Source organism: Massilia timonae CCUG 45783, assembly GCF_000315425.1.
GTDB classification, from domain to species: Bacteria; Pseudomonadota; Gammaproteobacteria; order Burkholderiales; family Burkholderiaceae_D; genus Telluria; species Telluria timonae.
Genome location: NZ_JH992922.1, coordinates 1,156,662 through 1,171,144, shown reverse-complemented (window position 1 = coordinate 1,171,144; position 14,483 = coordinate 1,156,662). Strand labels below are relative to the sequence as shown.

10 protein-coding genes are annotated in these 14,483 nt (G+C 63.2%); 4 read left to right on the top strand and 6 right to left on the bottom strand.

What is annotated here, in order from left to right; translation table 11 throughout:
* Window positions 1-321 precede the first annotated feature (321 nt).
* On the top strand, window positions 322-3,171 hold the full coding sequence (uvrA, locus tag HMPREF9710_RS04985) for an excinuclease ABC subunit UvrA (protein ID WP_005664458.1): 2,850 nt from the start codon (window positions 322-324) through the stop codon (window positions 3,169-3,171).
* 106 nt (window positions 3,172-3,277) lie between these two features.
* On the opposite strand, the gene HMPREF9710_RS04980 is transcribed toward uvrA, so the two are convergent.
* A complete protein-coding gene (locus HMPREF9710_RS04980) occupies window positions 3,278-5,146 on the bottom strand; it encodes a phosphoenolpyruvate carboxykinase (GTP) (RefSeq protein ID WP_005664456.1) in 1,869 nt (622 codons plus the stop codon).
* Between the two features lie 358 nt (window positions 5,147-5,504).
* On the opposite strand from HMPREF9710_RS04980, the gene HMPREF9710_RS04975 reads away from it, so the two are divergent.
* A complete protein-coding gene (locus HMPREF9710_RS04975) occupies window positions 5,505-6,509 on the top strand; it encodes a D-2-hydroxyacid dehydrogenase family protein (RefSeq protein WP_005664454.1) in 1,005 nt (334 codons plus the stop codon).
* Here HMPREF9710_RS04975 and HMPREF9710_RS04970 read toward each other — a convergent pair.
* Window positions 6,484-7,239 (bottom strand): hypothetical protein, encoded by a 756-nt coding sequence (locus HMPREF9710_RS04970; protein ID WP_005664452.1) that lies wholly within the window; start codon window positions 7,237-7,239, stop codon window positions 6,484-6,486. The genes HMPREF9710_RS04975 and HMPREF9710_RS04970 overlap by 26 nt on opposite strands.
* A gap of 136 nt (window positions 7,240-7,375) precedes the next feature.
* Here HMPREF9710_RS04970 and HMPREF9710_RS04965 point away from each other — a divergent pair, with 136 nt between their 5' ends.
* Both HMPREF9710_RS04965 and HMPREF9710_RS04960 read left to right on the top strand, forming a co-directional pair.
* Window positions 7,376-7,861: an asparaginase domain-containing protein gene (locus tag HMPREF9710_RS04965; protein WP_005664450.1), complete on the top strand. Its 486-nt coding sequence runs from the start codon at window positions 7,376-7,378 to the stop codon at window positions 7,859-7,861.
* 115 nt (window positions 7,862-7,976) lie between these two features.
* Window positions 7,977-9,617, top strand: coding sequence for a catalase (locus HMPREF9710_RS04960; RefSeq protein ID WP_005664449.1), 1,641 nt, complete (start codon window positions 7,977-7,979; stop codon window positions 9,615-9,617).
* 87 nt (window positions 9,618-9,704) lie between these two features.
* Here HMPREF9710_RS04960 and HMPREF9710_RS04955 read toward each other — a convergent pair whose 3' ends face one another.
* From HMPREF9710_RS04955 to HMPREF9710_RS04940, 4 genes are all read right to left on the bottom strand, one after another.
* On the bottom strand, window positions 9,705-10,955 hold the full coding sequence (locus tag HMPREF9710_RS04955) for an IS256 family transposase (protein ID WP_157225472.1): 1,251 nt from the start codon (window positions 10,953-10,955) through the stop codon (window positions 9,705-9,707).
* Window positions 10,956-11,059: 104 nt separating this feature from the next.
* Window positions 11,060-11,956, bottom strand: a complete 897-nt coding sequence (locus tag HMPREF9710_RS04950) for a recombination-associated protein RdgC (RefSeq protein WP_005664447.1) — start codon at window positions 11,954-11,956, stop codon at window positions 11,060-11,062.
* A 74-nt stretch (window positions 11,957-12,030) separates the two neighbouring features.
* Window positions 12,031-13,119 carry a DNA polymerase IV gene (gene dinB, locus HMPREF9710_RS04945; protein ID WP_229409728.1) on the bottom strand — a complete coding sequence of 363 codons (1,089 nt, stop codon included), beginning with the start codon at window positions 13,117-13,119 and terminating at the stop codon, window positions 12,031-12,033.
* A 58-nt stretch (window positions 13,120-13,177) separates the two neighbouring features.
* The gene (locus HMPREF9710_RS04940; protein WP_005664444.1) at window positions 13,178-14,461 is read right to left on the bottom strand and encodes a DUF2254 domain-containing protein; all 1,284 of its coding nucleotides are present in this window, start codon (window positions 14,459-14,461) and stop codon (window positions 13,178-13,180) included.
* Window positions 14,462-14,483: the final 22 nt, after the last annotated feature.

The window sequence follows — 14,483 nt, the reverse complement described above, 5'->3', positions numbered from 1 at the left end:
TGAGAGCAACAAAGACTTGACGCCGGGATGCTGAAAAAACCTGCGTGAAGGAACAGCGGGGCGCCGTAAATTATTTTGGGATTCTGAACGATTTGCCATTGAAGCGTCCTTGAAGACGCCCACATACCCCGGACGGCGCCGGCCGGCTGCAAGCGCATCCGGGCCCCGTGCTGTTCTGCCATCGCTGTACACCAACCACTGGATGAATGTACAGCCGAAACAAAAACGCGCTACACTTACGGGTTCTCCCCGATTGGCCCGCTTACCGCGCTGCTGGCGTCTGCGGCCCCGCAAAAACTGATAGAAAGTCTGCCGAACTTAATGGAAGAAATTCGCATTCGTGGTGCCCGCACGCACAATCTGAAGAACATCAACCTCGACCTGCCACGCAACAAGCTGATCGTGATCACCGGCCTGTCGGGCTCGGGCAAATCCTCGCTCGCCTTCGACACCCTGTATGCCGAAGGCCAGCGCCGCTACGTCGAATCGCTGTCGGCGTATGCGCGCCAGTTCCTGCAACTGATGGAAAAGCCGGACGTCGACCTGATCGAAGGCCTGTCGCCGGCGATCTCGATCGAGCAGAAGGCGACCTCGCACAACCCGCGCTCGACCGTCGGCACCGTCACCGAGATCCACGATTACCTGCGCCTGCTGTACGCGCGCGTCGGCACGCCGTATTGCCCGCAACACCCGCATGAGCCGCTGTCGGCCCAGACCGTGTCGCAGATGGTCGATGCGGTGCTTGCCATGCCGGAAGGCACCAAACTGATGATCCTTGCGCCGGTCGTGGCCGGCCGCAAGGGCGAACACGGCGACCTGTTCCAGGCCATGCAGGCCCAGGGCTTCGTGCGCTTCCGCATCGCCAGCGGCGTCAACCCTGCCAAGATCTACGAGATCGACGAGCTGCCCAAGCTCAAGAAGACCGAAAAGCACAGCATCGATGTCGTGATCGACCGGGTGAAAGTGAACCCGGACATCAAGCAGCGCCTGGCCGAAAGCTTCGAGACCGCCCTGCGCCTGGCCGATGGCCGCGCCGTGGCCTATGAGATGGAGTCCGAGAAGGAAACCGTCTTCTCGAACAAGTTCGCCTGCAATGTTTGCGGCTACTCGCTGCAAGAGCTGGAACCACGCCTGTTCTCGTTCAATAACCCGATGGGCGCCTGCCAGGAATGCGATGGCCTGGGCCATATCGAGTTCTTCGATCCGAAGCGCATCGTGGCCTTCCCGCACCTGTCGCTGGCGTCCGGCGCCGTCAAGGGCTGGGACCGCCGCAACCAGTTCTACTTCCAGATGCTGCAGAGCCTGGCGGCCCATTACGACTTCGACCTCGACAAGCCTTTCGAGCAATTGCCGAAATCGTCGCAGGAAGCCGTATTGTTCGGCTCCGGCAAGACCGCGATCCCGTTCAGCTATGTGAACGAGCGTGGCCGCACCGTGATCCGCGAGCACACCTTCGAAGGCGTGGTCAACAACCTGCAGCGGCGCTACCGCGAGACCGACTCCATGGCGGTCAAGGAAGAGCTGGCCAAGTTCATCAACGAAAAGAAGTGCCCGGCCTGCGAAGGCGCGCGCCTGCGCACCGAAGCGCGTTTCGTCAAGATCGGCCAGGGCGAGCAGCAGCGCGCCATTTATGAGGTGTCGGACAAGCCCCTGCGCGAAACGCTGGACTACTTCGACAAGCTTGAACTGAGCGGCGCCAAGCGCGACATCGCCGAGCGGGTGATCAAAGAAATCGTCTCGCGCCTGAAGTTCCTGAACAACGTCGGGCTGGACTACCTGTCGCTCGACCGCAGCGCGGATACCCTGTCCGGCGGCGAAGCCCAGCGTATCCGCTTGGCCTCGCAGATCGGCTCGGGCCTGACCGGCGTCATGTACGTGCTCGACGAACCGTCGATCGGCCTGCACCAGCGTGACAACGATCGCCTGATCGCCACCCTGAAGCATTTGCGCGACATCGGCAATAGCGTGCTGGTGGTCGAGCACGACGAAGACGCGATCCGCACCGCCGACTACATCGTCGACATGGGTCCGGGCGCAGGCGTGCACGGCGGCGCCGTGATCGCCGAGGGCACGCTCGAGCAGATCATGAACAACGAGCATTCGCTGACCGCGCAATATCTTGACGGCCGGCGCAAGATCGAAGTGCCGAAGAAGCGCACCAAGGCCGACCCGGCGCGCCAGCTGGTGATCACGGGTGCGAAGGGTAATAACCTGAAGGATGTGACCCTGACCTTGCCGGTGGGCCTGATGACCTGCGTGACGGGCGTTTCGGGCTCCGGCAAGTCGACGCTGATCAACGACACGCTGTATCCGGCGCTGTCGCGCCACCTGTACGGTTCGCAGACCGAGCCGGCCGAGCACAGTTCAATCCATGGCCTGGAACACTTCGACAAGGTGATCTCGGTCGACCAGGCGCCGATCGGCCGCACGCCGCGTTCGAACCCGGCGACCTATACCGGCCTGTTCACGCCGATCCGTGACCTGTTCGCGACCGTGCCGACCGCGAAGGAACGCGGATACAGCGCCGGCCGCTTCTCGTTCAACGTCAAGGGCGGCCGCTGCGAAGCCTGCCAGGGCGATGGCGTGATCAAGGTCGAGATGCACTTCTTGCCGGACGTGTACGTGCCGTGCGACGTCTGCCATGGCAAGCGCTACAACCGCGAAACGCTGGAAGTGCAGTACAAGGGCAAGAACATCACCGAAGTGCTGGACATGACGGTCGAGGATGCGCGCGAGTTCTTCAAGCCGGTGCCGGTCATCGCGCGTAAACTCCAGACCTTGCTGGACGTGGGCCTGGGCTACATCAAGCTCGGACAAAGCGCGACCACGCTGTCGGGCGGCGAGGCGCAGCGCGTCAAGCTGTCGCTCGAGCTGTCCAAGCGCGACACCGGACGCACCTTGTACATCCTGGATGAACCAACCACCGGCCTGCACTTCGCCGACATCGACTTGCTGCTGAAGGTGATCCACCGCCTGCGCGACCAGGGCAATACGCTCGCCATCATCGAGCACAACCTGGACGTGATCAAGACCGCGGACTGGATCGTCGACCTGGGGCCGGAAGGCGGCGCCGGCGGCGGCACCATCGTGGCCTGCGGCACGCCGGAGCAGGTGGCCAAGGTCAAGGACAGCCCGACCGGCAAGTACCTGAAGCCGCTGCTCAAGGCTTGATCTTCACGGTTCGTCCCAAATGAAACAGGGGCAACGCCACCGGCGTTGCCCCTGTTCTTTTTTATATGGCCGCTTCGGCAGCGGCCTCTCCCCCACTCGGCCGGTCTCAGTCGGCCAGTTGCCTTTCCAGGCGGACCCTGGTGTCCACCAGCTCTTGCGGCAGACGGTAGGCCAGCTTGTCGAACAATTCGCCGTGCAGCTTCAGTTCTTCGGCCCAGGCGTTCTTGTCGATCGATGTGATCTGGGTGAACTGCGCTTCGGTGAATTCCACCCCATCCCAGTTCAGGTCGCCATACGATGGCGAGGTGCCGAACAGGTGCGCGTTGCCGGCGGCGGCGCTGCCTTCGGTACGGTCGAGGATCCATTTCAGCACGCGCATATTGTCGCCATAGCCCGGCCACACGAAGCTGCCATCCTCGCCGGTGCGGAACCAGTTGACGCAGAAGATCTTCGGCAGCGCAGCCGGATCGATCGCGGCCACTTTCTTGCCCAGATCGAGCCAGTGCTGGAAATAGTCGCTCATGTTGTAGCCGATGAACGGCAGCATCGCGAACGGATCGCGGCGCACCACGCCCATCTGGCCGGCGGCGGCGGCGGTGGTTTCGGAACCCATGGTCGCGGCCATGTACACGCCATCCACCCAGTTGTTGGCCTCGGTCACCAGCGGCACCGTGGTCGAGCGGCGGCCGCCGAAAATGAAGGCCGAGATCGGCACGCCGGCCGGATCGTCCCAGGCCGGGTCGATCACCGGATTCTGGGTCGCGGCCACGGTGAAGCGCGCATTCGGGTGCGCCGCCTTGGTGCCGGAGGCCGGGGTCCAGTCCTTGCCCTGCCAGTCGATCAGGTGGGCCGGGGCTTCCTTCGTCATGCCTTCCCACCACACGTCGCCGTCGTCGGTCAGCGCCACGTTGGTGAAGATCACGTTCTCGCGCAGCGAGGCCATGCAGTTCGGATTGGTCTTTTCATTGGTGCCCGGGGCCACGCCGAAGTAGCCGGCTTCCGGGTTGATCGCGACCAGCTTGCCGTCCGCGGCCGGCTTGATCCAGGCGATGTCGTCGCCGATGGTCGTCACTTTCCAGCCGTCGAAGGTCTTCGGCGGGATCAGCATCGCGAAGTTGGTCTTGCCGCAGGCCGAAGGGAAGGCCGCGGCCACGTATTTCTTGTCGCCCTGCGGCGACTCGACGCCCAGGATCAGCATGTGTTCGGCCAGCCAGCCGGTGCCGCCGGCTTGCGCCTCTTGATAACCCATGTTCGAGGCAATGCGCAGGGCGAAGCATTTCTTGCCCAGCAGCGCATTGCCGCCGTAGCCGGAACCGAAGGACCAGATCTCGCGGGTCTCCGGATAGTGCACGATGTACTTGGTGGCGTTGCATGGCCAGGCGACGTCCTTCTGGCCGGCAGCCAGCGGCGCGCCAACGGAGTGGACGCAGGGAACGAACTCGCCGTCCGGGCCCAGCACGTCGTACACGGCCTTGCCCATGCGCGTCATGATGCGCATATTGACCGCGACATAAGGCGAGTCGGACAGTTCGACGCCGATATGGGCGATCGGCGAGCCCAGCGGGCCCATCGAGAACGGCACCACGTACAGGGTGCGGCCGGCCATGCAGCCGTCGAACAGGCCGTGCAGGGTGCGGCGCATCTCGGCCGGCTCCATCCAGTTGTTGGTCGGGCCGGCTTGCTCTTTGGTGGCGGAGCAGATGAAGGTGCGGTCTTCAACGCGCGCCACGTCCGACGGATCGGACCAGGCCAGGTAGGAATTCGGACGCTTGGCGGGGTTGAGCTTCTGCATCGTGCCCGCTTCGACCATCTGTGCGCACAGGCGGTCGTATTCTTCTTCCGAACCGTCGCACCAGTAAATGCTGTCAGGCTTGGTCAGGGCGGCGATTTCCGCGACCCAATTGATGAGCTTTTGATGTTTGATGTAAACTGGAACGTTCAGTGCGGCGACGCCGCCCATCACGGGCTGATTCATGGGAGTCCTCCAAATGCCAATAAAGAATTCGGGTGGATCGCTGGGTCGGGATCGTCCTTTGGCCGGGGCGCCCCATGGTCGGGATCAACGGTGGGCGGGCGGCCCATGGCAGGATCGCGGTGGGACAGCGGTCGGGTCGGCAGCCTCTGGCAAGGCTGAGCAGTGCGTCTCATGAGCACCGTTGGATACGTGTCATTCCTTTAAGTTCTGAGCCGATTGTACACCCCAAAAAGCGTCTTACGGACCCTTCCACTACAAAAAAGTAGGAAAAATGCCCTAGTAATGTAGTAGGCTATTTGGGCAAATGCCCTACCCTGTTATTTGTTTACATTTAACTGATATAACTCTGACAACACCAATGAAAATCGCGATTCTTGACGATTATCAAGACGCTGTGCGTGGTCTTGACTGCTTCCGACTGCTCGACGGCCATGAGGTCAAGGTCTTCAATAACACCACCCGAGGACTGGGCCAGCTGGCGATCCGCCTCGCCCCTTTCGACGCCCTGGTGCTGATCCGCGAACGCACCGCTTTTACGCCGGCATTGCTGGCGAAGCTGCCGAACCTGAGGCTCATCTCGCAGACCGGCAAGGTCAGCGGCCACATCGACGTGGCCGCCGCGACCGCGCACGGCATCGCCATCGCCGAAGGGGTCAGCTCGCCGCTCGCGCCGGCCGAGCTGACCTGGGCCCTGATCATGGCCGCCAGCCGCAAGATCGTGCCGTATGCGAACAATCTGAAGGATGGCTTGTGGCAGACGGCTTCGATCAATCCGGCGCTCAATGGCGTGGGACGGGTGCTGCACGGGCGTACCCTGGGCCTTTGGAGTTACGGCAAGATCGGCAAGCTGGTGGCCGGCTATGCGCGCGCTTTCGGGATGCGGGTGCTGGTCTGGGGCAGCGAAGCCAGCCGCGCGGCGGCCGTCGCCGACGGCTTCGAGGCGGCGCAGTCGCGCGCAGCGCTGTTCGAGCAGGCCGACGTGCTGAGCCTGCATTTGCGGCTGGCGGAATCGACGCGCGGCATCGTCACGGCCGGCGACCTGGCGTGCATGAAGCCGGATGCATTGTTCGTCAACACCAGCCGCGCCGAACTGGTGGCGGAAGGCGCGCTCGAGCACGCCCTGAAGCAGGGCCGTCCGGGCACGGCGGCGCTGGACGTGTTCACCAGCGAACCGCTGGCGCAGGACTCTGCGCTGCTGCGCATCCCGACGGTGCTGGCCACCCCGCACCTGGGCTATGTTGAGAAAGACAGTTACGAGATTTATTTCCAGGCGGCGTTCGAGAACATCGTCAAGTTCGCGCAAGGCGAGCCGGCGAACATTCTCAATCCGGAAGCGCTCAGCGCAGTTCGGGCTCGCCCGTGAGGTTGACCTTTGGCGCCGGCATCACGTGGGTGCCGGTCCAGAGTCCCGCCCAGCCCGGCGGCCAGCCGATGTCGCGGCCGGTATAGGCCTTGAGGCCGGAGCGTACCGGCACGATCGGCACCGCCGGCGCCTCGACCAGCCCGCCGCCCGCGGGACGTTCCATATTGAGGCTGTACATGTATCCCGGCAGCAGCAGGTCGCAGGCTTGCGCGAACCAGGCGGTATGGTCTTCGTCGCGGCCCAGCGCCTGCGCCAGCCCTTGCGGATCGAACTTCGCCAGCGCGTGGATCAGCTCGTCGGTGGTGGCGCCCGGCACGTCGCCCCACCCCATCACGGGATTGTTGTTGTAGTCGGCGCCCGACCCATACCAGCCTTCGCGCCAGGTGCGCTGCATCCAGTTGCGCGGCCCCGTGAACAGGTGCCAGCGCCAGTGCAGGCCGGAGGGCTTGGGCCAGGAATACAGGTACAGCTTCTGGTAGCCGGCCTCGTGCAATGCGCGCACCACGGCCATCAGGCGCGCATGCGGCATGCGGTCTGGCGGCGCGCGCCGGAACAGGATCGGCTCGCCGTCGGCGTGCTGGACTTCGTCGCTCGACAGGTTCAGGTCGAGGGCGCGCGCCTCGTCGTTGAAACGCGCCGAGATCCAGCCAGTGAGCAGATTGACGTGGGTGATCACGCCATAGCCGCGATGGCGGTGGAAGATGACGGTGCCGGGTGCAACTGCTTTCATGGCCGGGGGAAAGAAAGAAAAGAAAGACGATGAGTGTACTCATCCGATCCGGACGATTCTAGCGCAGTCACAGTCGGATACACTATGGTTTGCGGCTATCATGACGCACCTTTTTTCTGCGAGTAGATAAACCAACATGACTTTGCGACTCATCGCCACCGGTGGCACTTTCGACAAGCATTACAATGAACTGAACGGCGTCCTCGGCTTTGCCGAAAGCCATCTGCCAGAGGTGATCAAGCGCAGCCGCATGACGGTGCCGGTCGCGCTCGACGTGCTGCCGCTGCTCGATTCGCTCGACATGCAGGATGCCGACCGCCAACGCGTGCTGGCGTCGTGCCAGGCCGCCAGCGAGAAGGCGATCGTGATCGTGCACGGCACCGACACCATGCGCGAGACGGCCGCCGTCCTCGGCGCGGCCAAGCTCGACCAGACCATCGTGCTGACCGGCGCCATGATTCCATATTCCATCGCCAACTCGGATGCGCTGTTCAACCTGGGATTTGCCTGCGGCGTGGCGCAGACCCTGCCGGCCGGCGTGTATGTCGCCATGAACGGTCAGGTTTTCCCATGGGATAACGTGACCAAGAACCGCAGCGAAGGCGTCTTCCAGCAGTTGTAAGCAATAGTTCCTGTGCCTTTTTGACGGGGATTAAAGGCGAGGGCAGCCGCGCGCTGCCTTCCCGTTCGAGTTCCTATACTGCCCTTCTCGATCACCTGCATCAAAGGAGAAGGCAATGAATGAGAAGCGTCCCACGCTGACCACGCGCCAGGGTCACCCCGTCCGCGACAACCAGTCCCTGCGCTCGGTCGGCGAACGTGGTCCGGCCACGCTCGAGAACTACCAGTTCATCGAAAAGATCACCCACTTCGACCGCGAGCGCATCCCCGAGCGCGTCGTGCATGCGCGCGGCACCGGCGCCCACGGCTTCTTCGAAGCCTATGGCAAGATCGGCGATGAGCCCGCCGCCAAGTACACGACGGCACGCGTGCTCAACGAGACCGGCGTGCAGACCCCGGTATTCGTGCGCTTCTCGACCGTGATCGGCGCCAAGGAATCGCCCGAAACCGCGCGCGATCCGCGCGGCTTCGCGGTCAAGCTGAAAACCGTCGACGGCAATTGGGACCTGGTGGGCAATAACCTCAAGGTCTTCTTCATCCGCGACGCGATCAAGTTCCCGGACATGATCCACGCCTTCAAGCCCGACCCCGTCACCAACCAGCAAGAACCGTGGCGCTTCTACGACTTCATCTGCAGCCATCCGGAAGCGCTGCACATGGTTACCTGGGTCAAGAGCCCATGGGGCATCCCCGCCAACTACCGCGAGATGGAAGGTTCGGGCGTCAACACCTACAAGCTGGTCAATGACCAGGGCGTCGCCCACCTGGTGAAATTCCACTGGCAACCCAAGCAGGGCGTGCGCAACCTGACCGCGCAACAAGCGGCCGAGATCCAGGGCCGCGACACCAGCCACGCCACGCGCGACCTGTACGACGCGATCGAACGCGGCGACTACCCGGAATGGGAATTCTGCGTCCAGATCATGGCCGACGGCGAGCATCCCGAGCTCGACTTCGACCCGCTGGACGACACCAAGCGCTGGCCGGAAGACCAGTTCCCGCTGCTGCCGGTGGGCCGCATGGTGCTGAACAAGAACCCAGACAATGTGTTTGCAGAAACCGAGCAGTCGGCCTTCGGCACCGGCGTGCTGGTCGAGGGCATCGACTTCTCGGACGACAAGATGCTGCAGGGCCGCACCCTGTCGTATTCCGACACCCAGCGCTACCGCGTGGGGCCCAACTACCTGCAACTGCCGATCAACGCGCCGCAAGAGAAGGCGAAGGCGCGCACCAACCAGCGCGATGGGCAGATGACGTTCTATGTGGACGGCGTCGATGGTTCGGACGAGGACAAGCACATCAACTACGAGCCGAGCCTGATGGGCGGCTACCAGGAAGCCGAGCAGCCGGGCTACGAATACCACCAGTGGGTCGAAGGCCACCTGGGCCGCTACCAGACCACCACCACGCGCGACGACTACAAGCAGGCCGGCACGCGCTACCGCACCTTCGAGGACTGGGAGCGCGACGACCTGGTCAACAACGTCGGGGGAGATTTGAAACAATGCCCGGAACCGATCCAGCTGCGCATGGTGTGGCATCTGTGGCACTGCGACGAGGATTATGGCCGCCGCGTGGCGGAGATCGCCGGGATCGACCTGGAGAAGGCCAAGGCGCTGCCGCCGTTGCCGAACCGTCCGGCGCCGCACGAGGATCGGCAGGGGGCGACCTATACCAGTGGGGAGCTGGAAAATGGCAGTGGTGCGGGTGGGAAGTCGGAGCCGGCCACGAGCGAAGAAGTCGCGGCGGCGAAATGATGTGATCCGTTAAATATTGTGGGGTGGACGGCAAGCCGTCCACCCCGGACCTGTCAGAAATTCTGTGTGCGGGGCCAGAATTCAGAGTTAGATAATTGCGTTCGTGAAGCGCTCGCCGAACATGATAGCGAACTGGTTGGCAGCCTGCTTCCAGGTACGCTGCGGCATCTTCCAATCTTTCTCGATATTGCGCAAGGCCAGGAACAATAACTTGGTCGCGGCTTCGTCGCTGGGGAAGTGGCCGCGGTTCTTGACGATCTTCCGTAGGCGCATATGCAGGCTCTCGATGGCGTTGGTCGTGTAGATAATCGTGCGCACTTCAGGCGGGTAGGCAAAGAAGGGAATCACCTGCTGCCACTGGCGCCGCCACATTGCAGCCACGGTCGGAAACTTAGTGCCCCATGGACCTTCCGCAAACGCGTCCAGCGCCGCTTCTGCCAGGTCGGCATTGGCAGCGTGGTAAATCGGCTTGAGCGCCGCTGCCAGCTCTTTACGGTCCTTCCAGGCCGCAAGCGTCGTCGAGTTGCGGATCAGGTGCACGATGCACGTCTGGATCTGCGCCTGCGGATAAACGGCTTCAATGGCCTCGGGGAAGCCACGCAGGCCATCGACGACAGCGATCAGGATATCGTCCAGCCCACGATTCTTGAGCTCGTTGAAAACCTTCAGCCAGAACTTGGCGCCTTCGGTCTGCTCGATCCACAGACCCAGCACTTCCTTGCGGCCGTCGGCACGAATGCCCAGAGCCAAATACACAGCCTTGTTCTTGACTGTACCTTCGTCCCGGATCTTCAGGCGCAACGCGTCGAAATAGACGATTGGATACATCGCTTCAAGCGGCCGTTGTTGCCACTGTGCGACCTCGTCGAGCACCTCGTCGGTGATGGTCGAAATCAGGTCCGGCGACACCTCGGTACCGTACAACTCCAGCAGATGCGCCTGGATCTCACGCACGCTCATCCCACGCGCGTACATGCTGATGACGTGATCATCAAAGCCAGACATCCGGCGCTGATGTTTGGCCACCAGCTTGGGCTCAAAGCTCGACAGGCGATCGCGCGGCACGTCCAGGTGGAGCTCGCCGCCGGGCGTGAGCACCTTCTTAGGGCTGCTGCCGTTACGGTGGTTTTTAGTGCCTTCTTCCTCGTTGGCCAAGTGATGGTTCAACTCGGCCGACAACATACGTTCGGCCAGCATCTTCTTGAGTTGCCCGGCCAGGCCCGATTCGCCAAGGATCGACTCAGCGTCCTTGTTCTCAACCTGGGCCAGCAACTGGTCGATCAGCTCGACGGGGAATGGGTATGCTGCTTTTTGCTTCTTGAGCTTCTTAGTGGTCATCACTTCGGTCATGGAACAGTCCTTTCGGGATTATTTCATGACCCCGGTTCCACACAGAAATTCTGACAGGCTCTCCACCCCACATCACCTTAGCGGGCCGTCAATTACGCCTTGGCTTCGCCGCCCAGCGCCTCGACCACGTCGGCCAGCAACTTGGCCAGCTCGCCCGTCATCAGCACGATGTCGTTGTCGAAACGCTCATCGTCGCTATAGGTCGGGCTTTCGCCTTCCTTGATCACGTCCAGCGGCTTGATGCCCTTGATCGCCAGCGACTCGGTCAGCACGAAGCTGATGCGGTCGTTCCAGGTCATGGCCAGGCGGGTGCACTGCTTGCCGGCCGCGATGTGGCGGCGGATGTCGTCCGGTTCCAGCGTGTGCTTCACGTAGCGCACCGCAGCGCGGCTTTCGCCGGTCGCGCGCAGCTCGGTGTCCTGGTCGATCGTGAAGCCGTACGGCGCTTCATCGGCTTCCAGCCAGCCGGTCATCACGGCGACCGGCGATTTCTGGACGCGCAGCGATTCCAGCGGCATCTTGTCGACGGCCTTGAGCAGCAGCTTGACGATGTCGTCGGCCTTCGCCGGGCTCGCCGCATCGACCACCAGCCAGCCATTGACCGGGTCGATCCAGGTCCAGACGTTGCTGCGCAGGGTGAAGGCGCGCGGCAGCAGTTCGTCGGCCACGCGTTCCTTCAGTTCTTTCATTGCCTTTTTGCCTGGCGGGAAGCCTTGCTGCTCTTCCAGCTCGGCTGCCTTGGCCTTGGCCACCTGGTTGATGACCGATGCCGGCAGCAACTTCTTTTCGGTGCCCAGCATGATCAGCATCTGCTTGTTGACCACGTGGACCAGGCCGCCGTTCGGGCGCGGCTTGTCCCAGCCCTGGCGCAGCAATTCATTGCTGCTGGCAGGCACGAAGCTCTGCGGCTCGAGGGCTTTTTCCAGTTGTTCAGGGGTATAGGCCCATGGGGCCGGCAGACGGTAAATCTGTAGATTCTTGAACCACATAGGTTATCCGGTTGTGTCAGTATTTCAAAGGATCGATATTCTACGCTGCTATATGGCAACGTCGCATAAAAAGCTCAGGACCTTATCGAATCGTCCAGAACGTCGTCGAACAGCCGCAGCTGCTCGACGGTTTCGGTGTCGCCCAGGCGCACGCCCACGCCCAGCAGGCGCACCGGGCGGCTGGCTCTAGCCCAGCCGGTCTCCATCAGGCGCGCATAGGTCGGAATATGTGGCGCATAGCCCACGCACTCGACCGTCGTCTGCTGGAAATCCGAGAATTTGATTTTCACGAACAACTTGTTGATGAATTTTTCGGCATTCGCGCGCTTGATCCGGCCCAGCAGGTGCTCGTATAAATCGGGCAGCAAGGCCAGGCAGCCGGCCAGGTCGGGCACGTCGGGCGTATAGGTTTCTTCGGTGCTGATCGACTTGCGCTCGCGCGAGACGTTCACCTCCCGATGGTCGATGCCGCGGCTCAGGTCGTATAAGCGCGCGCCGAAGCTGCCGAAGTGTTCCTGCAGCTGGTCCATGCTCCAGGCGCGCAGGTCGGCGCAGGTCTGCAGGCCCAGGCGGTTCATCTTTTCCGCCGTCACCTTACCCACGCCGTGCAGCTTCTTGACCGGCAGCGCCGCCACGAAGGCGTCGACTTCGTCAGGGCGCACCAGGAACAGCCCGTCCGGCTTGTTCCAGTCGCTGGCGATCTTGGCCACGAACTTGTTCGGCGCCACGCCGGCCGAGGCGGTGATGCCGACGGTCTCGAAGATGCGGCGCCGGATCTCTTGCGCGATCAGGGTCGCGCTGCCCTTGCAGTGGGGGGAATCGGTGACGTCCAGGTAGGCTTCGTCGAGCGACAGCGGCTCGACGATCTCGGTGTAGTCCTGGTAGATCGCCATGATCTGGCGTGAGGCGATACGGTATTTTTCCATTGCCGGCGGGATCACCAGCAGATCGGGACACAGCTTGATGGCGGTGGCGGTGGCCATCGCCGAATGGATGCCGTAGCGCCGCGCCTCGTAGTTGCAGGTGGCGACCACGCCGCGCTGGTCGGGCCGGCCGCCCACGGCGAGCGGTCGGCCGCGCAGCGACGGATCGTCGCGCATCTCGACCGACGCATAAAAACAATCGCAATCGCAGTGGATGATTTTTCGAAGCGGGGCGTTCACTCTGAGGCGGCGCCCCGGGAACGGGAGCTGGGGCCGGCTACTGTAATTGCATACAGTATTATCCGAAACGCCGTTTCGTGCAAGCCGCCTTGCCCCAGAAATCCTCATGACGCCACCGCAGCTGCTCCAGGTCGGGCGCGAAGTCGAGGGCGCGTTCCGAGCGCGCCATCGCCATGCAGGCATGGCGCCGCGCCACGGCGCGCATCTGCTGCTCCCCGCAGCAACCGAGTTCGCCCAGCACCCGTTGCACGCGCAACGCGACCTCGATGGCCCCGGCGCCATCGCGGGCCATGGCGGGAAACACGTCGTCGAACAGATCGTCGACCGACAAGACCGGCACCTCCACCAGGTCATATTCCGGCGCCTCGACCTCGACCGGGCGCGCCCACTCGCTCAGGATCCGGTACACCGAACCGAGCACCCCGATCGCGGTCCCGGGATCGTTGATGCCGCGAGACAGGGCGCGGCTGCCGATTTCCGCGAGCGCGACCAGACCGAAACGGGGATCGTCGTCGAAGTGGCGCAGCGGACCGATGGTGAAGGCCTCGCGCAACAGGGCCGGCTCGACCGCTTCGCTGCAGGCGCCGTCCGGCAGCACATAGCCCAGCGGCCGGGACGGCACCACCATCGATCCCGGCACGACGGCCAGCGTGATGCGCAGCTTGCGCGCCGCCGCGATCCGCTGCAGGGCGGCCATGTCGACCCGCTGCAGGTAGCCGCTGGTGTCGCTGTGGAAGGCCAGGCCGATGGCCGGACCGAAAGCGGCCATGCCGCCCAGGCAGGGGCGGCGGCTGCGCTGGGCCATGGCGCGCGACGTGGCTTGCTCGACCTTGGCGATGACCGCGCCCAGGCGGCCGAGCCGCGCGATGCTGTCGACCCAGCGCACGAACACCACGATCACGAGCGCCAGCGAGGACAGCGTGAGCATGAACAAGGTGAACCGCCCCGCCTTGCCGAAATAATCGTTGGTGGTGGCGCTCAGGCCCACGATCGCGAAGATGAAGGCGCCGACGAAGATCGACAGCGCGTTCTGCGAGACGTCGTCGGCGACGATCAGCGGGAAGGCGCGCGCGGTGGCCGACTGGCCGGTCGACGCGTAGGCCGCCACCATCGACGCGACCGCGAACGTGGCCACGCCCAGCATGCTGGCGGCAATCACCTTCAATAATTCGATGACCGAGTTCTGTGCGATCTCCGGCACCTTCCAGTCGATCGGGATGTTGTCGGCGAGATGCGCCAGCGCCACGCCCGCGATGGACAGGATACAGGCGAGCAGCGGCTTGACCCACAGCCGCTCGCGCAGGCGATTGAGCAGGAACTGCAAGCGGTTCGGAAGCTGCATGGAGAAGCTCAGGAAGGAAACG

Coding starts and splice junctions, on each gene's coding strand:
- uvrA (WP_005664458.1), top strand. CDS start 322: ATGGAAGAAATTCGCATTCGTGGTGCCCGCACGCACAATCTGAAGAAC.
- HMPREF9710_RS04980 (WP_005664456.1), bottom strand. CDS start 5,146: ATGAATCAGCCCGTGATGGGCGGCGTCGCCGCACTGAACGTTCCAGTT.
- HMPREF9710_RS04975 (WP_005664454.1), top strand. CDS start 5,505: ATGAAAATCGCGATTCTTGACGATTATCAAGACGCTGTGCGTGGTCTT.
- HMPREF9710_RS04970 (WP_005664452.1), bottom strand. CDS start 7,239: ATGAAAGCAGTTGCACCCGGCACCGTCATCTTCCACCGCCATCGCGGC.
- HMPREF9710_RS04965 (WP_005664450.1), top strand. CDS start 7,376: ATGACTTTGCGACTCATCGCCACCGGTGGCACTTTCGACAAGCATTAC.
- HMPREF9710_RS04960 (WP_005664449.1), top strand. CDS start 7,977: ATGAATGAGAAGCGTCCCACGCTGACCACGCGCCAGGGTCACCCCGTC.
- HMPREF9710_RS04955 (WP_157225472.1), bottom strand. CDS start 10,955: ATGACCACTAAGAAGCTCAAGAAGCAAAAAGCAGCATACCCATTCCCC.
- HMPREF9710_RS04950 (WP_005664447.1), bottom strand. CDS start 11,956: ATGTGGTTCAAGAATCTACAGATTTACCGTCTGCCGGCCCCATGGGCC.
- HMPREF9710_RS04940 (WP_005664444.1), bottom strand. CDS start 14,461: ATGCAGCTTCCGAACCGCTTGCAGTTCCTGCTCAATCGCCTGCGCGAG.